The organism is Acholeplasma oculi, assembly GCF_900166985.1.
Taxonomy (GTDB): Bacteria; Bacillota_I; Bacilli_A; order Acholeplasmatales; family Acholeplasmataceae; genus Acholeplasma; species Acholeplasma oculi.
This window is the reverse complement of record NZ_FUZK01000001.1, coordinates 358,175-378,897: the sequence shown is the minus strand read 5'-3', so window position 1 is coordinate 378,897 and position 20,723 is coordinate 358,175. Positions and strand designations below refer to the sequence as shown.

Annotated in this window: 20 protein-coding genes and 1 other RNA gene; 17 read left to right on the top strand and 4 right to left on the bottom strand. The window is 32.1% G+C overall.

Features of this window, described 5'->3' with window-relative positions; all coding sequences use genetic code 11:
• Window positions 1-178 precede the first annotated feature (178 nt).
• From B5X49_RS01780 to B5X49_RS01740, 9 genes are read left to right on the top strand one after another with little or no spacing between them, the layout of a single operon-like run.
• Window positions 179-724 (top strand): GNAT family N-acetyltransferase, encoded by a 546-nt coding sequence (locus tag B5X49_RS01780; RefSeq protein WP_045749470.1) that lies wholly within the window; start codon window positions 179-181, stop codon window positions 722-724.
• Entirely contained in the window at window positions 721-1,986 is a 1,266-nt protein-coding gene (hisS, locus tag B5X49_RS01775; RefSeq protein WP_045749469.1) for a histidine--tRNA ligase, read from the top strand. Before B5X49_RS01780 ends, hisS begins: the two co-directional genes overlap by 4 nt.
• Window positions 1,983-3,683: an aspartate--tRNA ligase gene (gene aspS, locus B5X49_RS01770; protein WP_079560611.1), complete on the top strand. Its 1,701-nt coding sequence runs from the start codon at window positions 1,983-1,985 to the stop codon at window positions 3,681-3,683. The genes hisS and aspS overlap by 4 nt, the downstream gene beginning before the upstream one ends.
• Window positions 3,680-4,177 (top strand): peptide-methionine (S)-S-oxide reductase MsrA, encoded by a 498-nt coding sequence (msrA, locus tag B5X49_RS01765; protein WP_045749468.1) that lies wholly within the window; start codon window positions 3,680-3,682, stop codon window positions 4,175-4,177. The genes aspS and msrA overlap by 4 nt, the downstream gene beginning before the upstream one ends.
• Complete coding sequence (locus B5X49_RS01760; protein WP_045749467.1) at window positions 4,174-4,650, top strand: deoxycytidylate deaminase; 477 nt, start codon at window positions 4,174-4,176, stop codon at window positions 4,648-4,650. The genes msrA and B5X49_RS01760 overlap by 4 nt, the downstream gene beginning before the upstream one ends.
• A complete protein-coding gene (locus B5X49_RS01755; protein WP_245943191.1) occupies window positions 4,640-5,611 on the top strand; it encodes a S16 family serine protease in 972 nt (323 codons plus the stop codon). The genes B5X49_RS01760 and B5X49_RS01755 overlap by 11 nt, the downstream gene beginning before the upstream one ends.
• Entirely contained in the window at window positions 5,595-5,981 is a 387-nt protein-coding gene (locus B5X49_RS01750) for a hypothetical protein (RefSeq protein ID WP_045749465.1), read from the top strand. Before B5X49_RS01755 ends, B5X49_RS01750 begins: the two co-directional genes overlap by 17 nt.
• Window positions 5,978-6,475, top strand: a complete 498-nt coding sequence (gene lspA, locus B5X49_RS01745; protein WP_045749464.1) for a signal peptidase II — start codon at window positions 5,978-5,980, stop codon at window positions 6,473-6,475. Before B5X49_RS01750 ends, lspA begins: the two co-directional genes overlap by 4 nt.
• On the top strand, window positions 6,462-7,352 hold the full coding sequence (locus B5X49_RS01740; protein WP_045749463.1) for an RluA family pseudouridine synthase: 891 nt from the start codon (window positions 6,462-6,464) through the stop codon (window positions 7,350-7,352). Before lspA ends, B5X49_RS01740 begins: the two co-directional genes overlap by 14 nt.
• On the opposite strand, the gene rnhC is transcribed toward B5X49_RS01740, so the two are convergent.
• Window positions 7,344-8,201, bottom strand: a complete 858-nt coding sequence (gene rnhC, locus B5X49_RS01735; protein ID WP_045749462.1) for a ribonuclease HIII — start codon at window positions 8,199-8,201, stop codon at window positions 7,344-7,346. The two genes, B5X49_RS01740 and rnhC, sit on opposite strands and share 9 nt — an antisense overlap.
• Before the next feature lie 59 nt (window positions 8,202-8,260).
• On the opposite strand from rnhC, the gene B5X49_RS01730 reads away from it, so the two are divergent.
• The 8 genes from B5X49_RS01730 (at window position 8,261) to rnpB (ending at window position 16,206) form a co-directional block, all read left to right on the top strand.
• On the top strand, window positions 8,261-10,564 hold the full coding sequence (locus B5X49_RS01730) for an endonuclease MutS2 (RefSeq protein WP_045749461.1): 2,304 nt from the start codon (window positions 8,261-8,263) through the stop codon (window positions 10,562-10,564).
• A 77-nt stretch (window positions 10,565-10,641) separates the two neighbouring features.
• Window positions 10,642-10,950: a thioredoxin gene (gene trxA, locus B5X49_RS01725; RefSeq protein ID WP_045749460.1), complete on the top strand. Its 309-nt coding sequence runs from the start codon at window positions 10,642-10,644 to the stop codon at window positions 10,948-10,950.
• Between the two features lie 64 nt (window positions 10,951-11,014).
• Window positions 11,015-11,866, top strand: a complete 852-nt coding sequence (gene truB, locus B5X49_RS01720; RefSeq protein WP_045749459.1) for a tRNA pseudouridine(55) synthase TruB — start codon at window positions 11,015-11,017, stop codon at window positions 11,864-11,866.
• On the top strand, window positions 11,866-12,768 hold the full coding sequence (locus B5X49_RS01715) for a bifunctional riboflavin kinase/FAD synthetase (RefSeq protein ID WP_045749458.1): 903 nt from the start codon (window positions 11,866-11,868) through the stop codon (window positions 12,766-12,768). Before truB ends, B5X49_RS01715 begins: the two co-directional genes overlap by 1 nt.
• Window positions 12,769-12,796: 28 nt before the next feature.
• A complete protein-coding gene (locus B5X49_RS01710; protein ID WP_045749457.1) occupies window positions 12,797-13,120 on the top strand; it encodes a cyclic-di-AMP receptor in 324 nt (107 codons plus the stop codon).
• A gap of 154 nt (window positions 13,121-13,274) precedes the next feature.
• Window positions 13,275-13,544 (top strand): 30S ribosomal protein S15, encoded by a 270-nt coding sequence (rpsO, locus tag B5X49_RS01705; protein ID WP_045749456.1) that lies wholly within the window; start codon window positions 13,275-13,277, stop codon window positions 13,542-13,544.
• A gap of 116 nt (window positions 13,545-13,660) precedes the next feature.
• The gene (locus B5X49_RS01700; protein ID WP_045749455.1) at window positions 13,661-15,808 is read left to right on the top strand and encodes a polyribonucleotide nucleotidyltransferase; all 2,148 of its coding nucleotides are present in this window, start codon (window positions 13,661-13,663) and stop codon (window positions 15,806-15,808) included.
• 45 nt (window positions 15,809-15,853) lie between these two features.
• An RNA gene (gene rnpB, locus B5X49_RS01695) (RNase P RNA component class B) lies at window positions 15,854-16,206 on the top strand.
• Between the two features lie 178 nt (window positions 16,207-16,384).
• Here rnpB and B5X49_RS01690 read toward each other — a convergent pair.
• The 3 genes from B5X49_RS01690 to B5X49_RS01680 all read right to left on the bottom strand — a co-directional run bounded on the left by B5X49_RS01690 (window position 16,385) and on the right by B5X49_RS01680 (window position 20,711).
• Window positions 16,385-19,111: a calcium-translocating P-type ATPase, PMCA-type gene (locus tag B5X49_RS01690; protein ID WP_045749454.1), complete on the bottom strand. Its 2,727-nt coding sequence runs from the start codon at window positions 19,109-19,111 to the stop codon at window positions 16,385-16,387.
• Between the two features lie 173 nt (window positions 19,112-19,284).
• Window positions 19,285-20,199 (bottom strand): pseudouridine-5'-phosphate glycosidase, encoded by a 915-nt coding sequence (locus B5X49_RS01685; RefSeq protein WP_045749453.1) that lies wholly within the window; start codon window positions 20,197-20,199, stop codon window positions 19,285-19,287.
• A 5-nt stretch (window positions 20,200-20,204) separates the two neighbouring features.
• Window positions 20,205-20,711, bottom strand: a complete 507-nt coding sequence (locus tag B5X49_RS01680; RefSeq protein WP_045749452.1) for a peptidylprolyl isomerase — start codon at window positions 20,709-20,711, stop codon at window positions 20,205-20,207.
• Between the last annotated feature and the right edge of the window lie 12 nt (window positions 20,712-20,723).

Sequence of the window (20,723 nt, the reverse complement as noted above, 5' to 3'; positions counted from 1 at the left end):
CATTCACAAGAGATCAGTTGTTTGGTGAAAGACTGAAATGAAACGATATAGGGGACAACTTTAGAAACCAGCAAACGTTTAAGGGCCAGGCAACTGGAACTAAGGTGGCACCGCGAATCGAATTCGTCCTTAGAAATTTTTAAGGACGTTTTTTTATTAAAAGAAAGAGGTATGGAAAATGAAACAACCAGTTATTTATTTTGATCACTATATGTTAAGAGATATTGAATTAAAAGATGCCAATGATATGTTTGTATATGGTTCTGACATTGAAGTTGTTAAATTTCTAAGTTGGGGTCCTTATATGGATATTACTGAAGCATATGGTTCAATTAAAAGATATTTTTTAGAACGTCCAAATAGAGGATTACCAGTTGGATATGCAATTGTTGACCTTGAATCAAATCAAATGATTGGAACAGTTGATTTTCATACCATTGTAGAAGATGGAGTTGTTGAAGCAGGTTACTGTTTAAACAAGGCATACTGGAATAAAGGTGTGATGACCAAAGCACTTAGAAAACTACTTGAAGTAGGATTTTATTACCATGGTTATAAAAAAATCATTATTGGACATGCGGATACGAACATTGGTAGTAAACGTGTCATTGAAAAGAATAACTTTATATTTGATTATAAAGATAATGAAAAATACTATAACAGATTTACAGGACTTCACGAACCATCTTCATGGTATTACTTAACAAAGGAGCAATTCAAATGAGTTTTACAAAAGTAAAAGGTACGTATGATGTATTACCTGCTGAGTCACCAAAATGGCAAGCATTAGAAAACTACATAAGAAACCTATACGGTTTATACCAATATAAAGAAATTAGAACACCAATGATGGAATACTCACAGGTGATTCACCGTGAAAGTGAAGATTCTGATATGGTTACAAAAGAAACCTACAATTTTAAGGATAAATCAGATCGTGACTTAACACTTAGACCAGAAGGAACTGCCGGTGTCATTAGAAGTTATGTTGAAAATAAAATATATGCTACAAGCAACCTTTCAAAATTCTACTACATAGGACCTAATTTTAGATATGAACGTCCTCAAAAAGGTAGATTTAGACAGTTTATGCAATTTGGTATAGAGGCATTAGGATCAACAGATGCATCAGTGGATGCAGAAGTCATTACACTTGCTTATGAAACAATATCTAAACTCGGTTTAAAAAATGCAGTCGTTAAGATCAATAGTTTAGGTGATCAAGCATCTAAATCAAACTACAGAGAAGCACTTAAGGCATACTTAGCACCGTTAAAGCATAAATTATCACCGGACTCTCAGTTAAGACTTGAGAAGAATCCATTAAGAATATTAGATTCAAAAGATCCAGTGGACCAAGAACTTTTATTAAATGCTCCGATGCCACTTGAACATTTAACAGAAGAATCTATGAAACATTATCAAATGCTTGTCGAGCTTTTATCATCACTACATATTCCATATGAACTAGATAAAAAGCTCGTTAGAGGTTTAGATTATTACTCACATACTGTTTTTGAAATACATGCAACAATCGATGGATTTGGTGCACAAAATGCTTTAGGAGGCGGTGGAAGATACCACGAGCTTGTTAAAGAAATGGGTGGACCTGAAATTCCTGGGATTGGGTTTGCTTTCGGAATGGAAAGATTATTAAATGCATTAGAGGCTGAAGGGATTACTTTAAGTCAGGAACAACGTTTAGATGCTTATTTGATTAATTTTGGTAATGAAACCAAAAAAGAAGCTTTTAAATCACTCTATGAACTTAGAAATTCATGCATTCATGCAGAAATGGATTTTTCAAACAAGAACTTCAAAACTCAACTCAAAGATGCGATTAAACTGAATGCCAAATATGTAATCATCTTTGGTGATGATGAACTTAAACTTGGTCAAGTTACAGTTAAAAATACCGAAACACAAGAACAAAGTACGATTGCTATCAAGGAATTGGTAGCTTATATGAAAGGATTTTTATCATGATGAATTATACACATCATAACAATGCTCTGACTATTGCAAATGTTGGCGAAATTGTTAGACTCAAAGGATGGGTTGCTAAAAAAAGAAATTTAGGTGGTCTTATTTTTATGGATATCAGAGACCAATTTGGTATTACCCAATTACTCGTAAGACCAGAAAGTCCTATATATTCAGAAGTTTCAGAACTAAAAAATGAATATGTCATTGAAGTTGAAGGAAAGGTTATTGAAAGAGAATCCAAAAATCCTTCCATGAATACAGGAGATATTGAAGTTGAAATAACTCAGATGAATCTCTTAAATAAAGCTGAGGTAACACCAATTACTATTAGTGAACAAGATAATCTTTCTGAGGAAATAAGATTGAAGTATCGTTATTTGGATTTAAGAAAGAATTCATCCAAAAACTATTTACTACAAAGAAGTATGATTACTCAATCAATTCGAAAGAGTTTACTGGATATGAATTTCTTGGAATTAGAAACACCTTATTTAGTCAAATCAACACCAGAAGGTGCTAAAGAGTTTATTGTACCTTCTAGACTTTATCATGGTGAAGGATATGCACTTGCTCAATCACCTCAAATATTTAAACAACTTTATATGATTTCAGGGTTTGAAAAGTACTTCCAATTTGCTAGATGTTTTAGAGATGAAGATTTAAGAGCGGATAGACAACTTGAGTTTACACAAGTGGATATCGAGTCATCATTTGTCGATCAAGAACAAGTCTTGGGTTTTGGTGAGAAAATAATTTCTGATATGTTTAAAAATGTTCTTAAAAAAGAATTACCATTACCACTTTTAAGAATGACTTATGAAGAAGCATTTCATAACTATGGATCAGATAAACCAGACCTTCGTTATGAACTACACATTGAAAATCTAGACGGTATACTAGAAGGCTTAACTATACCGTTATTTGAAGGAAAAACTGTCCGTGGATTTACACTAGACCAAAATCCTTTATTTACCCGTAAGTACATCGATAAATTAACTGAAATTGTTAAGAAGAATCATGGTGACACGCTTGCTTATGTTAAAAATGAACAAGGTGTATTAAGTGGTTCAGTATCTAAGTTTATGACCCCTGATCTTGTAGAACCAGGAAAAATTATCTTCTTTGTTCCTGGAAACTATGAAGATTCAACCAATGCTTGTGGCGCATTAAGAAAAGAATTGGCGAAGGATTTAAATTTGATCGACCCAATGAAAGAAAGTTTATTATGGGTTGTTGATTTCCCGCTACTTGAATTTAACGAAGCAGATCAAAGATTATATGCTAGACATCACCCATTTACAGCACCTAAGAGTGTTGAAAGTTTAAAAAATGATCCTAAACATGCAATTGCAAAAGCATATGATATGGTATGGAATGGATATGAAATTGGTGGTGGGTCTATAAGAATTTACCAACAAGAAGTTCAAAACCTTATGTTTGAAACACTAGGATTTACACAAGAACAAATACTTAACAAATTTGGATTCTTTATGGATGCATTAAAATACGGTACACCTCCACACGGTGGTATTGCATTTGGTTTAGATAGAATTGTTATGCTAGCTACAAAAACGGATAATATTAAAGATGTGATTGCATTCCCTAAAACACAATCTGCAAGAGACTTAATGATGCAATCACCTAATATTATTGATGAAGATCAATTTAAAGAACTTGGATTGAAGGTGATTAAATGAAAACATTATATTTAGCAGGTGGTTGTTTTTGGGGAGTTGAAGCGTATTTTAATCAGCTCAAAGGTGTGATAGATACTGAAGTTGGCTATGCCAACGGAAACAAAGAAAATCCAACTTACCGTGAGGTTTGTGATGGTCTTGCAACACATGCTGAGGCTGTTAAAATTGTTTATGATCCACAAATGATTACTTTAGATACATTATTTAATCATTTTTATAGAATCATCGATCCAACCTCATTAAACAAACAAGGTAATGATATTGGTGTTCAATATCGAAGTGGTATATATTATGAGGATGAAGACACAAAAAAAGTCGCTTTATCATATATCCAAAAAGAACAACTGAACTATAAAAAACCTATTGTAGTATCCGTTGAACCACTTAAGAATTTTTATTTAGCAGAAAATTATCATCAAGATTATTTGAAAAAGAATCCTACAGGTTATTGTCATATCGATTTAAACTTAGCACAAGAGGATGAAATTAAATGAAAAGAGAAAACTATATTTCATGGGATCAATATTTCATGGGAGTTGCAAAACTTTCAGCATTAAGAAGTAAAGATCCATCCACTCAAGTTGGCGCATGTATCATCAATGAAGATAAAAGAATTATTGCTATTGGATATAATGGTTTACCTAAGGGACTTGATGATAATACATTTAACTGGTCAAAAGATGGTAAATATAGTGAAACAAAGTATCCATATGTTGTACACGCTGAAGCAAATGCAATATTAAATGCAACAACAAGTTTAAAAAATTCAACATTATATGTGACTTTATTTCCTTGTAATGAATGTATGAAACTAATTGTACAAGCTGGCATCAAAGAGATTGTATTTATGTCAGATAAAGACCGAGGAAAAGAAAGCCATTATGCCTCTACTCAAATGATGCAAAAAGCGATGATTCAGAGTAGACAAATTAAATTGGAGACGATTACACTTGAAAGTGAGTCCTAGTATCAAAAAAATATTTCATACATTCATATTTGCTTATGTATTTTTAATGATTGCATTAACTGTACCTACAAACTTTTCTGTCACAGCACCTAATGAAACGAGAATAGCAAATACGATGATTCAAATGAATGGCTATGAGCAATCTAGCCATTTTAAGACGATTTCAGTATTAACGATGTCTCGTATTACACCGTTTGCACGTATGCTTTATTTGATGCTTGAAGAGTTTGACATCAGTCTTATGGGTGTTTATGAGTCGCAATTAACGATGGGTGAGGAAAGACTACGTTCAAATATTCAAAAGCAAGCATCATTTGAACAGTCTCTCATAACTGCATATGAACTCGCAAAACTTAAAAATCCAACTGTATCAATTGATTATGAATGGGTTGGAATGATTGTTGATTACCGAGAAGCAAAACATCAAAATCTAAACATTGGAGATATCATTTTAGATGTGAATGAACAAGATTTCAGTGATTATGAAACCATGGGAAATTACTTTTTAGAACAAGATTCAACCGTAGTAATAGAAGTCTTAAGAAATCAAGAGACTCTATCTATAACGTTAGATAAATCATCCCTAGACGTATTTAGATTTTATCCAAAGTACAATATTGTATCCTCTAATCCGACATTTGAATTACCTGGACAATCTGTTTTTAGTGGGGGTCCATCTGCAGGCATGATGTACACATTAAGTATATATTTTGCACTTGTAGATGATCTAACCATTGATGTAGACATTGTAGGGACCGGAACGATTAGATATAATCAAGAAGTTGGAAACATCGGTGGTTTAAGACAAAAAGCATATGGAGCAATCAAAGAAGGAATTAAGCATTTTATTATTCCTTATAATCAATATGGAGAAATCAGTGATTTAAGTGATAGAATTCATATCTATCCTGTAAAAAATATATTAGAAGCCATTGAGGTCGTCTATGAAATATCTAATTAAACTCTTCAACGAAGCCAATATTATTAGACGTAGATTAGATGAATACACCGATATGAAAGTGGTTATTCTTTCTACATTGGTATCGATGTTACTGACTAGTTTAAGTGTTGCACCACTCGTACTTATTATAATTCCACTGTTTTTAATTACAGAATTACAGATTTTATTAATTATATTACTATTCATAATAGGTATTGCAAGTGTATTTTTATACCAATACTTGTTATACTATATACAGGGTATACAGATACCTAAAATTTTAGGTTTAAATACAAAGAAAATTGTTTATTTAGATTCCATCATAATCAGTACAGTTTTAATAATGGTTGGACTCATAGTAACATTTTCAATTTATGGAGGGTTAGCATGATTCTATCTTATATTATTATTGCAATCTTAATACTTTTTGATTTTCTTCTGAAATCATTTTATTCTGGTATGTATGCATTAAACCAAATAGAAGTTATTATACCGAATGTTTTAACATTAGGCTATATTAGAAACTATGGTGCATCCTTTGGAATGCTACAAGATCAACAGATGTTCTTTTTTATAATCACATTGATTGCTTTAGCAATATTTGGTTATTTATTTTCAACATCTAACATCAAAACGAAAAAACTATATACGATATCGCTAATATTCTTAATTAGTGGAACGATAGGTAATGGAATAGACCGTTTGCTTTATGGATATGTTATTGACTATATTCAAGTTCCTATATTACCCTTTGTAGGAAATACGTTTTTTAACTTAGCGGACGCACTTTTAAATATAGGGATTGCATTATTATTTATAGAATTTATAATCGAAGGTATTAAGGATTATAATAAAAAGAAACGAGAAAAAGATGGAACAAATTAAAGTAGAAAAATTAGAAGCAATTCGATTGGATCACTTCTTAGTAGACAAATTAGATTTATCAAGAAGTAGAATTTCACAGCTTATTAAAAGTGGTGATATTTTAGTGAATGATCAAGTTGTTAAACAAGGTTATATGTTAAAAACAAATGATATTGTTACAATTAAACCTGTTGAAACCAAAACACTGGATTTAAAACCTGTTGATTTAAATCTTGAAATTGTTTATGAGGATGAACATTTATTGGTTGTGAACAAACCAAAAGGTTTGGTTGTACATCCTGCAAAATCACATATGGAAGAAACATTAGTTCATGGACTATTACACGAAATGGATGAGCTATCTGATATTAATGGGTATTTTAGACCAGGTATCATTCATCGAATCGATAAAGATACTTCTGGATTATTAATAGTAGCTAAAACCAACGAAGCTCATCAAATTTTAGCGAGTAAACTTAAAGACCATGATATCAATAGAAGTTATATGGCACTTGTTTATGGCACATTTGAAGAATCAAAAGGTATCATTAATGCACCTATAGGAAGACACCCTAAGCAACGTATTAAAAATGCAGTTGTAAAAGAAGGGAAACATGCGGTAACACATTTTGAAGTGATAGAAACCTTCAAGGATTTTTCACTATTGAAATGTGAACTTGAAACGGGTAGAACGCATCAAATAAGAGTTCATCTTCAATTTATTAATCATCCAATTGTTGGAGATCCATTATATGGATTTAAACCACTCTTGGTAGAAGATGGTCAAATGCTTCATGCATATAAACTGGAATTTGAACATCCAATTACAAAAAAAGCAATGACCTTTGAAGCGCCATTGCCAGATAGTTTTAAAGCTTATTTAGAAAAGTTAAGATAGGTTTTGTTTAGTAACATTCTTAAAGTTCATTTTTGTAATGGACTTTAAGACATCCATTCCTAATTTTTCATGAACTTCTTTGATTTGTTCATCAACTTCTTTACTTGCACCTAGTTTAAGTTTGATACCAACTTCTTTACTTAAATGATGCATTTTAACTAAAAATGCATATCTTGCAATAATTGATGCAGCTGCGACACTTAAGTGAACAGATTCAGCTTTGGTGTAAAACTCAATATCTCTATAAACCAATTTCTCATCTTTTAAATAGTTAAAATAGTGAGAAGGTAAACAAAATTGATCGAGAATTACAGGGACTGCTTCATTCACTTTAGATGTTGTTTTCATAATCATGTGATTATGTAATAAGGCTTTAATTTTATTTAAATTTAAACCTTTTTGTGTTTGTTCATTATATTTTTCCGGTGAAAGAATAACGATAGAATGTGTTAATTTTTCGGCAATGAGTGGAGCAATCTTAATAATTTCTTTATTATTCATGGTCTTAGAATCACGAACATTCATGGATTCTAACCACTCTAAATCTTTTGTTGAAGTATATGCTGTACAAACAACAATTGGACCAAAGGCATCACCTGTACCTACCTCATCAGAACCAATTGCTGGATAGTTTTTGATGTTTAAAAAAGACTTTATAGCCATAAGTTCAGCATTGATTTCACTGCCTTGTAAGACAACTTTACCAGAATTAAATGCATTAATTCTGATATCATTATGTTGGGCAACAAAGTAAATGTATGGTTTTTCAAGTTTTAGTAAGTAATTATTATAAAATTGTTTTAATGATTCTAGTTGAGTACTAGATAAACTAATGGTATAAGTTCTCAATTTGGCACTCCTATTCAATACTATTATACCATAAAATCCATTATGGGAGGGTTTCATTCATGAATAAAAAACAACATGTATTAGAACTACAAACCATTCTAGAGCATGTATCAAAATATACGAGAACTAATAGTTCAAAAAATATCATATTGAATTTAGAACCTGATTTTTTGTTGTCTAAAGTTAAACAAAAAATCGATTTAGTTCATGAAATTCAAGGATTGATTGAAAGATTTGGTAAGTTTCCGTTTTATGATGATTTTGATATATTATCAACCTCAAAAAATTTAGATCAACGTACGTATTTAAATATTGATGAATTCATTTTGATTCGACAATACATTGAAATGGAAAAATCTTTTAAAGTTTATTTAAGCCAGATGAATAGCAGTACATCCCAGGTTTATGAAATTTTAAAGATGTTAGCACCAGAGATTGATTTATTAAATGCAATCAATGAAGTGATTTCTGAGGATGGACTTGTCTTTGATCATGTAACATCTGAACTACATGAAATCAGAAAAAGTTTAAAACAAAAAAATAGACTACTTGAAAAGCTATTAAGTGAAGTATTGGTTAAATATCAATCCTATTTAAATGAATCATTAATCGTGATGAGAAATGGACGATATGCAATACCTATTAAAGAATCTTTTAAAAATAAAGTTAAAGGTGTCATACACGATGTATCTGCATCGAAACAAACCGTTTATATTGAACCTGATGATATTAGACAAGTGACTCAAGATATAGAATATTTAAATCAATTAGAACAAAATGAGATTTTAAAAATTTTACAAAAACTCACTAAAGAACTCAAACCATATGGAAACATATTGTATGATAAAATTCAAATATTTATCAAATTAGATTCTGATCATGCCAAAGCTTTATATGGTAAAGAAATAAAGGCTAGTAAAGTCACTATCAATGATTTAGGAGTTATTGATTTAAAACTTGCACGTCATCCACTACTAGATCCACTTACAGTCGTTCCAATTGACATGGTACTTAATCAAAATCAAAAAGTATTGATGATTACAGGTCCAAATACAGGTGGTAAGACAGTAGCTTTAAAGACATTAGGATTACTTACATTGATGACGCAGGTGGGATTACTCATTCCAGCACTACCTAGTAGTACAATCAGTATATTTAAGCATGTATTTGCAGATATTGGTGATGAACAATCGATTCAACAATCTTTATCAACATTCTCAAGTCATCTCATTAAAATTAAAGAGATGATAGATTCTATAAAGGGGAGTGCACTTATTTTACTGGATGAAGTAGGAAGTGGAACGGATCCCTTGGAAGGTGTTTCTTTAGCGATTGCAATTATTGATTACCTAAGAAAGAAAGATAATGTTCGTTTAGTTGTAACAACACACTATTCTGAGTTAAAACTTTACGCATTTGAACAACAAGATATCTTAACAGCAAGTGTAGCATTTGATGAAAAAACGTTAAAACCACTCTATAAACTACAACTAGGTATAGCAGGATCATCTCACGCTTTATCGATTGCTAAAAGATTAGGAATGAAAGATGAAATCATCAATCATGCACAAACGCTTTTAAGTGGTCGACAATCAAACCTTGCTAAAAGTTTAGAAAAACTATCTCATGAACAGGCCTATGTCTTAAAAGTTAAAGAAGAATTGAGATTAAAAGAAATAGAAGCAAACCGATTAATTCAATCGCTTCAAGATAAAAATAGAAGTTTAGAAAGAGACAAAGAAGCAATTATTTTAAAGGTAAAAGAAAAAGAACTTAAAAAATATGAAAAATTAAAAGAAGAAGCACTTCAAATGATTGAAGATTTATCAAAAATGAAATCTATTACGACACCTGAGGTTGCAATGATTAAAGGTAAACTTAATCAAAAACCTAAGGAAGATACTAAAAAGTCAAATGAAATCATTGAATTAAATGATCATGTTTATATTAAGAGCTATCAACAAGAAGGTGTAGTTATCGATATTAAGAAGGATAAATACATTGTTTCTTTAGGGTTATTTGATTTACCATTTGAGCGAAACGATTTGGAAAAGATTGAACAAAAAATTCAAAAAGATGTCAAGAAAAAAGTTAAAGTGACAGGTACAACACCTACTAAACAAGGATCGATTGAACTTGATTTAAGAGGTGTGCGTTTTGAAGATGTTAAGAATCTTATGGATAAAGCAGTAGATGATGCATTACTATCGAATTTACCTTATTTAAGGGTGATTCATGGGTTTGGAACGGGAGCTGTTAGAAAAGCTGTCCATGACTATATCAAACAGTCACCTTACATAAAATCCCATAGATATGGGGCTGAAGGTGAAGGTTTGAATGGTGTAACGATTATAAGCTTTTAAGATTAGACCATTTCCTTTGATTATTTTAATGAAGAGGGTTATAATGGTTTTAAGAAAATAATTAGGAGGCATCTATAATGCAACAATATAAAGGTGAAGATTTTAATCAAGTTGTTAATAAAGACGGACTCGTTTTAGTAGATTTTTTTGCAACTTGGTGTGGACCATGTAAAATGCTAATGCCTGTTTTAGAACAAATCAGTGGTGAACAACCTGGAACGCAATTTGTCAAAGTGGATATTGATGAGTACAGAAAACAAGCAATTGATAATGGTATTCGCGCAGTTCCAACATTAGTGTTATTTAAAGATGGTAAAGAAGTTTCTAGAGCATCTGGTTACCAACCAAGAGAAAAAATTCTTGCTTGGCTAGAAGAACACAAATAAGAATAAGGCTTGAGCATTCAAGCCTTTTTTCTTGTGATATAATAGACTAACGAGGTGTTCTTTTATGAATGGATTTATTTTAGTTCATAAACCGGCAGGTATGACAAGTCATGATGTGGTTTACAGAATTAAGAAAAAATTAAATATATCTAAAGTTGGTCACACAGGAACTCTAGACCCTTTTGCTACTGGCTTAATGATTGTTCTTACTGGACAAGCAACAAAACTAGCATTTCTTTTTGAAGATTTAGATAAAGCATATACCGGTCAACTGATATTTGGTTCTTTATATGATACAGATGATTTTACCGGAAATATTGTCGATCAACGTGATGTGAATTATACGAATGAAGAAATTCTAGAAGCACTAGATTCTTTTAAACCGGAATATGAACAAATGCCACCTCTTTACTCAGCAATCAAAAAAAATGGGGTTAAAGCTTATCAAGCAGCCAGACAAGGTATCACGCTTGATTTAGAGAAAAGACATGTTAAAATATATGACATCAAACTTATTGAAAGTGGTTTAGAGCCTAAATTTTATGCACACGTTTCTAAAGGAACATATATTCGAAGTATCGCAAGAGATTTAGGTGAAAAATTAGGAACTTATGGTGCATTGAAAGCATTAGAACGTGTCCAAATTGGTTCATACCACTTAAAAGATGCCATACATTTGGATGATGTAACCATCGATGATATCACACCAGATGTCAACCTATTTAAAGTAGTAAAACAGATTAAACTCAATGATTATATGGTAAAACTTGTTTTAAATGGTGTATATTTAGATGAAAGACAAACCAATATATTAGAACCATTCATTGTAACCAATGAAAAAGGTGAATACATTGCTTATTATGAACCTTTTGAAGGTCAGTATAAACCGAGATACGTATTTGTGAGGAATACTTAATGAAAACATTTTATGCACATTATGAAGATATTGAAAATAACGAACCCATTACATTAGCCATTGGTAATTTTGATGGACTACATATAGGACATCAAAATATCATTGAAATTGCTAATTCAAATCGAGCAACCAAAAGTGCTGTCATGACATTTAGTCCACATCCTTTATCTGTTATTTTAAAAAAAGAATTACCCATTTTAATGGATGATCATGATAAAGAAAAAGCACTTGAAAGATTAGGCGTTGACTTTTTCTTTATCGTTAAATTTACAGAGGATTTCTCAAAGATGCTGGCTCATGAATTTATTGAATTTTTAAAGAGAATTCATGTCAAACGTATCGTTGTTGGAAGAGATTTTAAATTTGGTTATAAAGGACTTGGTACGATTCATGATTTAAACAAGCATTTTGATTTGGTTGTTTTGGATGATTTATTGTATCAAAATGTAAGAGTCTCTACAACGTATATCAAATTATTATTAGAAAATGGAGATATTAGGTTAGCTAAGAAACTACTTGATAGAAGCTATAGTATTCATGGAGAAGTCGTACACGGAGACAAAGTGGGAAAATTCATTGGTTATCCAACGGCTAATATCGACTATAAGAAATATTTTTTACCGAAGGTTGGAATATATGCTTGTTATGTTACGATTGGTGGAAAAAAATATATTGGTTGCGCAAATCTTGGACATAATCCCACACTTAATTACTCATCTATGAAAAGATTAGAAGTCTTTATTCTTGATTATGATGGTGATTTATATCATCAAGAAATATCAGTATCATTTGAATATTATTTACGTGACGAGATAAAATATGATAACGTTGATGACTTAATTGCTCAAATTAAAAAAGATGTTCAACAAACTATTCAATTATTTAAAAAAAATGATTTATGATAAAATAAAGATATAGGAGGATATGACAATGAAAATGATTATTGCTATCGTATCTAATGATGATGCAAATAAAGTACAAAAAGGGTTAGTCAAAGAACATTTTTTTGCAACTAGATTATCTACAAAAGGTGGATTTTTAAGAGAAGGTAATGCGACTTTCTTAATTGGTGTAAATGACGAAAAAGTACCTGAAGTATTAGATATTTTTGAAAAATATTCAAAAACTAGAAACAAAATTGTACCAAATGCAATTGTAAATGAATTTGGTGCTTTCAGTGCGTTACCAATTGAAGTATCGGTTGGTGGAGCCACTGTATTCATCTTAAATGTGGACCAATTCATTAAAATTTGATGTGTTTTCTTTCAAAATTTACACAATTTACTGAAAATTTTCAAAATATGATTGCAATTTATTTTCAAATATGGTAATATTGCATAGGTCGATAGCGAGGACAGCGTTAGCCAAAACGTAATCTTTAGTTATACGAGACATAGGAGGAAACCACATGGCACTAACAAAAGAAGTAAAAAAAGCACTTGTTGAGAAGTTTGCAAGATTTCCAGGGGACACTGGTTCACCAGAAGTTCAAGTTGCAATCCTTACTCATGAAATCAATGAGTTAAATGATCATCTACAAGCACATATTCATGACTTCCATTCAAAACGTGGATTATTTATGAAAATTGGACGTAGACGTAATTTACTTAAGTATTTAAAAGAGACAGATGCTCAAAGATATACTGCTTTAATTAATGAACTTGGCTTAAGAAGATAAAAAACTCCAATGCTGGAGTTTTTTTTCTGAATTAGAGTCTTGTTTAGTTCTAAAAATGATATAATAGATTAGATATAATAGAAAAGTTATTTCTTATAAAATGAAGGAGATTTTATATGTCAAAAAGAGTATTCGAAACGACACTAGCTGGTAAACCACTACGTGTTGAAATTGGAGAAGTTGCAAAACAAGCAAATGGTTCTGCAATGATTCATTATGGTGACACGGTTGTATTATCAACTGTTGTTGCAAAAAGTAAGCCTGTACAAACTGATTTTTTCCCATTAATGGTAATCTATCAAGAAAAGTTATATGCTGCAGGAAAAATCCCAGGTGGATTTTTAAGAAGAGAAGGAAGACCTTCTGAATTAGAAACATTAACTTCAAGATTAATTGACCGTCCAATCCGTCCATTATTTGATGAGGGTTACACAAATGATGTACAAATTGTAAATACAGTTTTATCATCTGACCCATTATGTTCAAGTCAAATGGCAGCTATGCTTGGTTCTTCAATCGTATTAGAAGTATCTAATATTCCTTTCTTAGGACCGATTGCAGGAGCTCATGTTGGTAGAGTGAATGGAGAATTTGTATTAAATCCATCTGCAGAACAACTTGAAGTATCAGATATTGATTTAATTGTTGCAGGTACTACTGAAGCGATTAACATGGTTGAAGCTGGTGCTAAACAAGTCAGTGAAGCTGACATGTTAGAAGCAATTTTATTTGGACATGCTGCAATTAAAGAATTATGTGCATTTCAAAAAGAAATTAAAGATGCAGTTGGTTTAGAAAAGGTTATTCCTGAATTAAACAAAATTGATCAAGAAATCTTCCAAAAAGTTATGGACTTCAAAGGTAAAGAACTGATTAAAGCTGTAGCTATTATTGAAAAACAAGAACGTTATGATGCAATTGATTCTATTAAAGAGGAAATTGTGAATCACTTTGATGAAATTAACTTTGTTAAAGAAGTTGATGGCATTAAGGTTTTAGATATGGATGCAAAAGCTACATTAATTAATCAAGTTAAATCATCTGTAGACCGTATCGTTACAAAAGAAGTAAGAAGACTTATTACTGAAGATAAAGTACGCCCAGACGGACGTAAAGTAGATGAAATCAGAGATTTATCATCAAGAATCGATGTCTTACCTAGAACACACGGTTCTGCATTATTTACAAGAGGTCAAACTCAAGCATTAGGTGTTGTAACATTAGGTTCATTAGGTGAAAATCAAATTATTGATGGTTTAGAAACTGTTGAAGTGACTAAACGATTCATGTTACATTATAACTTTCCACCTTTCTCAGTAGGAGAAACAGGAAGATATGGTGCTCCAGGACGTAGAGAAATCGGTCATGGTGCTTTAGGTGAACGTGCATTACTACAAGTTTTACCTTCTGAAGTTGAATTCCCTTATTCAATTCGTATAGTTTCTGAGATTTTAGAGTCTAATGGTTCTTCATCTCAAGCAACAATTTGTGTAGGATCTATGGCATTAATGGCTGCAGGTGTTCCAATTAAGGCACCTGTTGCAGGTATTGCAATGGGGTTAATCAAAGAAGGCGATTATTATACAATATTAAGTGATATTCAAGGTATGGAAGACCATGAAGGCGATATGGACTTTAAAGTTGCTGGTACTAAAGATGGTATTACTGCACTCCAAATGGACATAAAGATCACAGGAATTACAACTGAAATCATGCAAGAAGCTCTAGAACAAGCAAGAAAAGGTAGACTTCATATCTTAAATCATATGAATGAAACAATTTCTGTAACAAGAGAAGAATTAAGTGATTATGCACCAAAAGTTAAAATGATTCAAATTAAGCCAGATAAGATTAGAGATGTCATTGGTTCTGGTGGTAAAATTATTACTCAAATCATCGAAGATCATAATAACGTAAAAATTGATATTGAACAAGATGGTAGAGTATTCATTATGCACAATGATTCTGAATGGATTAAGAAAGCTGCATTATACATTGAAAATTTAGTTCGTGAAGCTAAAGTTGGAGAAATCTATGAGGCTAAGATTACGCGCTTATTAATGGATAAAGAAGGTAAAAAGATTCAAGGAGCATTTGCAGAAATCTTCCCAGGTACAGAAGGTTTAATTCACATTTCTAAATGGGAAAAAGAACGTACAGAGTCCTTAGAAGGAAAAGTATCTGTAGGTGATCAAGTTATTGTTAAAGTAGTCAAGATTGATGAAAAAGGCCGCGTTGATTTATCTAGAAAAGATGCGATTTAATTTGACAATCTAGAAAATACGATATAAAATTAAAGCGATTAAAAATTGGGAAGGTGACTGAGCGGGTGATTACATATCCTCCGTTAGGAAAGTCCATGCTAGCACAGACCCACTCGTTGGGTTTGTAGTGTTTGTGCCAAGGGAAACAATAACCTTGGGTATACAGTAATGTATAACGGCGATTTTAATGAGCTAAGGCTTGCTATGCTCAAAATCGTAACGTGCCACAGAAACGTGTCAGTTTAGAAATGAACTGAATGAAACGCGGTAAACCCCTCAAGCTAGAAACCCAAAATATGGTAGGGGCACGAGATTCATAGTAATATAGAATCTTGCGAGTTTATACTCGAGATAAATAGTCACAAGAAGGAAACTTCTACAGAACATGGCTTATACACCAATTTTTAATAAGAGGTCATTAAAAATATATGCATTGTCATATAGACCAAAAATGGATGCAACTCTAACATTTATTTGTAAGAGTAGCATCTTTTTTTATCGTTTGTTTTGAAGATTGTTCAAATACGTATTTGAGACATGAAAAAACCTCAAATGGTTAATTTGAGGTTAAATGAATTATTGTTTTCTTAAAGATTGTACAAATTTAATGATTTCAACGAGTACTAATGGAGAGATAGATAATCCTAAGACAACCACCCAGTCCATCACTTGCCAGTTTAATACAGAATCTACACCGAAAATATTATTTGCAACAAAAGGTATAGTTACTGTCATGAGTTGAAGCAGAAGTGAACCGAAGAATGCAATCATTAAGTATTTGTTAGGTTGTAGTTTAAATGTTGAGAATTTCTCACTTCGAACATTGAATGCATGGAATAATTGAGATAAAGATAATACCATAAATGTAATTGTTTGAGCATGCATTACATTTTTTCCACTAATCTCATAGCCAATATAGAATGCTAAGAATGTGATAAATCCAATGAATATACCTTGATAACCAATTCTAAATCCTAAACCATCTGCAAACAAACTCTTTGAATTATCTCTTGGAGGACGGTTCATAACATCCGGTTCTTTTGGCTCTAAACCTAGTGCGATCGCCATAAATGAGTCGGTTACTAAATTTACCCAAAGAATTTGAGCAGCAGTAAGTATTTGTAAATTAGGTTCAAGAGGGAATAAAATAATACCAATTGTAACACCTAATAAGATCGTAATGATTTCACCAATATTACATGAAAGTAAGAAGTGGATTGCTTTTTTGATGTTAGATAAAATAGTTCTACCTTCTTTTACAGCCCCAACGATTGTTGAAAAATTATCATCAGTTAAGATCATATCTGCAGCACCTTTAGCAACTTCAGTTCCTGTAATACCCATTGCAATACCGATATCAGCCTTTTTAATGGAAGGTGCATCATTTACACCATCACCAGTCATTGCAACAATTAAACCGGTTTCTTTCCAAGCTGTAACAATTCTAACTTTATTCTCAGGACTTACTCTAGCATAAACTCTGATTTGATTTAATTTAGATTTAAATTCTTCATCAGACATTGCATCTAATTCTTTACCAGTAATTGCTAAGTGAGATGATTCTAAGATACCTAATTCTTTAGCAATTGCAATTGCAGTGTTTTTGTGGTCTCCAGTAATCATAATTGTTGTGATACCAGCACGTTTTGTTTCAACAATTGCATCCTTAACTTCAGGTCTTGCCGGGTCAATCATTCCGACTAAACCTAAAAGTGTTAGATTATTTTCTAGTTCATCATGTAGAAGTTTTTTAATATCGGTAGTAAGTGGATACTCTTTATATGAGATCGCAAGTACACGGAGTGCCTCATCAGCAAAAAGTTGATTCTTAGTGATAAAGTTTTTCATGATAGAATCAGACATTGGGATTAATCCATTAGACTGATCAACATGAGATGCTTTAGAAATAAGTATATCTGGAGCACCTTTGGTTATAGATACGTATTGATCACCCACGATGTGAACGGTTGTCATAAGTTTACGTTCTGAATCAAATGGAAGTTCGTGAACTCGTGGATATTTTTTTAAGATGTCAATTGGATCTAGTTTTGTGTAAATTGCAAGATCGGTTAATGCGATTTCAGTAGGATCACCAATACGAACGTATTTTTGATTTTCATCCAATTGAACTTTCGTGTCATTACATAAAACTCCATAAGTGATTAAATCATTTAACTTACCTTCAGGATGAGCGATTGATGCAACACTGGATTCACTTTCAAAAAGATAAGTTTTAGTAATTGTCATTACATTTTGAGTTAAGGTGCCAGTTTTATCTGAACAAATGATGGATGTTGAACCAAGTGTTTCAACAGCTGGTAGAGTTCTCATGATAGCGCGTTGTTTGACTAAGTTTTGCATACCAATAGCTAAAACAATAGTAATAATTGCAGGTAATCCCTCTGGTATAGCAGCAACTGCTAGTGCAACAGAAGACATAAAGATTTCTACCCAATGGATGTTTTCAAATCCACCATTAAATGTACCTCTAAGAACTTGTATTAAAAAGATAACAGCAACAACGATAAGTGCGATTAAAGCTAACGTTTTACCAAGTTTAGCGATATTTTTTTGTAATGGGGTTGATTCTGCTTCGGTTGATGACAACATAGAAGCAATTTTACCAATCTCAGTGTTCATTCCTGTAGATGTTACGATAGCTAAACCTCTACCGTAAGTAACAACTGTTCCCATAAATGCTAGGTTTGTACGGTCACCTAATGGAACTTCGGATTTTTGAATTGCATCTGTTGTTTTCTCAACAGGAATAGGTTCACCAGTTAATGCGGATTCATCAGTTTTAAGATTGATGGATTCTAGTATTCTAACATCTGCTGGAATATAATCGCCTGCTTGTAGAATGACGATATCACCAACGATAACCTCATCGACATTGATAACGATCTCTTTACCATCTCGTAAGACAGTAGTATGTGGATTAGACATACGTTTAATAGATTCTAAAGCTTGTTCCGCTTTGGCTTCTTGAGCAACACCTAAAATCGCATTAATCACTACAATAGCGATAATAAGTAAACCTTCTGTTAATTCTTCAGGTTTACCTTCGATAATTGCTGCTAGGAATGCAATAAGTGCTGCAGCAATTAAAACAATAACCATAAAGTCTTTAAATTGATCTAAAAACTTCATGAATAAGCTGCGTTTCTTAGCCTCTAATAATTGATTAGGACCATAGAGTTCTAATCGCTTTTGAGCCTCAGTTGATGAAAGCCCCTTTTCGGAAGTGTTAAACTGTTTTAACACGTCCTCCTTTGATAACTGATAAACAAGTTTATCGTTCATTTTTTTGTTTCCTTTCGTATAAAATAAAAACCTTCAAAACCAAAACAGGTCTTGAAGGTCTCGTTACAAGATTTGCTTGAAAATTAACCGGGTTCTACCGTATTGACGATTAATTTTGGGAACTACTCCCCTTCTACGAGAATAATTGTAACATAAATCTTTTAGGATTTCAATTATAAAAATTTAGAATATGCAACAGCAATGTTTGCAGCAACTTTAGCATTATGGTAGATAAGTTGAATGTTGGTTTCTAAACTTTTCCCTTCAGTTATTTTCTCTATTTCATTAAGTAAATAAGGAGTAATCATTTTACCTTCTATACCTAATTGTTCTTGTTTAGTAATTGCAGTATCTATAACCTGATTGATATATGCTTGGTCTAATTCAAATATTTTAGGAATTGGGTTTACAACCAAAATCGAACCCCTTAGACCTAAAGACCATTTGATATGCATCATTTCTGCGATTTCTTCAGGTTTATCAAGCATATAAGGTATATGGATACCAGAGTGATTATGATAAAAAGCTGGAAATTCATTTGTGTTATAACCTATAAGATCTACACCTTTAGTTTCTAAAACTTCATTGGTGAGTTCTAAATCTAAAATTGATTTTGCCCCTGATGACACCACTAGACAGTTAGAAGTAGATAACTCATCTAAATCTCTGGATATGTCAAATGTTTTTATAGCATTTTTGTGAACTCCACCGATACCACCTGTAGCAAAAACTTTAATTCCAACCATATCAGCGATGAGTAAAGTTCCTGATACTGTGGTTGCTCCGATTCGCTTTTTAGATAAGCAAAATGCTATATCTCTTTTAGAAACTTTTATAACTTGCTTTGAACTTGCCATTTGTGTAATTTCATCTGGTTTCATTCCAACTTTAATACGACCATTCAATATACCTATTGTTGCAGGAATTGCACCTTCATGTTCAATTATCTTTTCAACAGATAAGGCAGTTTCTACATTTTTTGGATAAGGCATTCCAAATGCGATGATCGTAGATTCTAGAGCAACAATGGGTTTTCCAGTACGAATACCTTGGAGAACTTTAGGGTGAATATCGATATATGCTTGCATATAACTTAAACGTATTGAACGGGTTTTAATGTAAAGTTATCTGTTAATAGAATAACTTCTTCAATGACTACATCTTCATAAGGTTGATCATATGGATTGGTTCTAACAGATGCAATCTTATCAACCACCTCAATGCCTTCAATGACTTTTCCAAATGCAGCATATGCATCATCTAAATGTGGAGAGTCTTTATGCATTATGAAAAATTGTGAGGTTGCACTATTTGGATCACTCGTTCTAGCCATCGAAATAACACCTCTTGTATGCTTTAATGTATTTACGAATCCATTGGATTTAAATTCACCAGCAATCGGTCTTTCCTTATCTTTCATAGAACCACCTCCTTGAATCATAAATCCCTTTATAATTCGATGGAATATAAGTCCATTGTAGAATTTCTTTTGTACATAATCAACGAAGTTTGCAACTGTGTTTGGTGCAACTTCAGGATACAGTTCAAGGGTTATTGAACCGAATGACTTAACATTCATTTTAACTTTGATATTTGACATATTTTATAGTCC

Excerpts from the sequence above, each read along its gene's own strand:
- B5X49_RS01780 (WP_045749470.1), top strand. The coding sequence starts at position 179 with ATGAAACAACCAGTTATTTATTTTGATCACTATATGTTAAGAGATATT.
- hisS (WP_045749469.1), top strand. The coding sequence starts at position 721 with ATGAGTTTTACAAAAGTAAAAGGTACGTATGATGTATTACCTGCTGAG.
- aspS (WP_079560611.1), top strand. The coding sequence starts at position 1,983 with ATGATGAATTATACACATCATAACAATGCTCTGACTATTGCAAATGTT.
- msrA (WP_045749468.1), top strand. The coding sequence starts at position 3,680 with ATGAAAACATTATATTTAGCAGGTGGTTGTTTTTGGGGAGTTGAAGCG.
- B5X49_RS01760 (WP_045749467.1), top strand. The coding sequence starts at position 4,174 with ATGAAAAGAGAAAACTATATTTCATGGGATCAATATTTCATGGGAGTT.
- B5X49_RS01750 (WP_045749465.1), top strand. The coding sequence starts at position 5,595 with ATGAAATATCTAATTAAACTCTTCAACGAAGCCAATATTATTAGACGT.
- lspA (WP_045749464.1), top strand. The coding sequence starts at position 5,978 with ATGATTCTATCTTATATTATTATTGCAATCTTAATACTTTTTGATTTT.
- B5X49_RS01740 (WP_045749463.1), top strand. The coding sequence starts at position 6,462 with ATGGAACAAATTAAAGTAGAAAAATTAGAAGCAATTCGATTGGATCAC.
- B5X49_RS01730 (WP_045749461.1), top strand. The coding sequence starts at position 8,261 with ATGAATAAAAAACAACATGTATTAGAACTACAAACCATTCTAGAGCAT.
- trxA (WP_045749460.1), top strand. The coding sequence starts at position 10,642 with ATGCAACAATATAAAGGTGAAGATTTTAATCAAGTTGTTAATAAAGAC.
- truB (WP_045749459.1), top strand. The coding sequence starts at position 11,015 with ATGAATGGATTTATTTTAGTTCATAAACCGGCAGGTATGACAAGTCAT.
- B5X49_RS01715 (WP_045749458.1), top strand. The coding sequence starts at position 11,866 with ATGAAAACATTTTATGCACATTATGAAGATATTGAAAATAACGAACCC.
- B5X49_RS01710 (WP_045749457.1), top strand. The coding sequence starts at position 12,797 with ATGAAAATGATTATTGCTATCGTATCTAATGATGATGCAAATAAAGTA.
- rpsO (WP_045749456.1), top strand. The coding sequence starts at position 13,275 with ATGGCACTAACAAAAGAAGTAAAAAAAGCACTTGTTGAGAAGTTTGCA.
- B5X49_RS01700 (WP_045749455.1), top strand. The coding sequence starts at position 13,661 with ATGTCAAAAAGAGTATTCGAAACGACACTAGCTGGTAAACCACTACGT.
- B5X49_RS01690 (WP_045749454.1), bottom strand. The coding sequence starts at position 19,111 with ATGAACGATAAACTTGTTTATCAGTTATCAAAGGAGGACGTGTTAAAA.
- B5X49_RS01685 (WP_045749453.1), bottom strand. The coding sequence starts at position 20,199 with ATGCAAGCATATATCGATATTCACCCTAAAGTTCTCCAAGGTATTCGT.
- B5X49_RS01680 (WP_045749452.1), bottom strand. The coding sequence starts at position 20,711 with ATGTCAAATATCAAAGTTAAAATGAATGTTAAGTCATTCGGTTCAATA.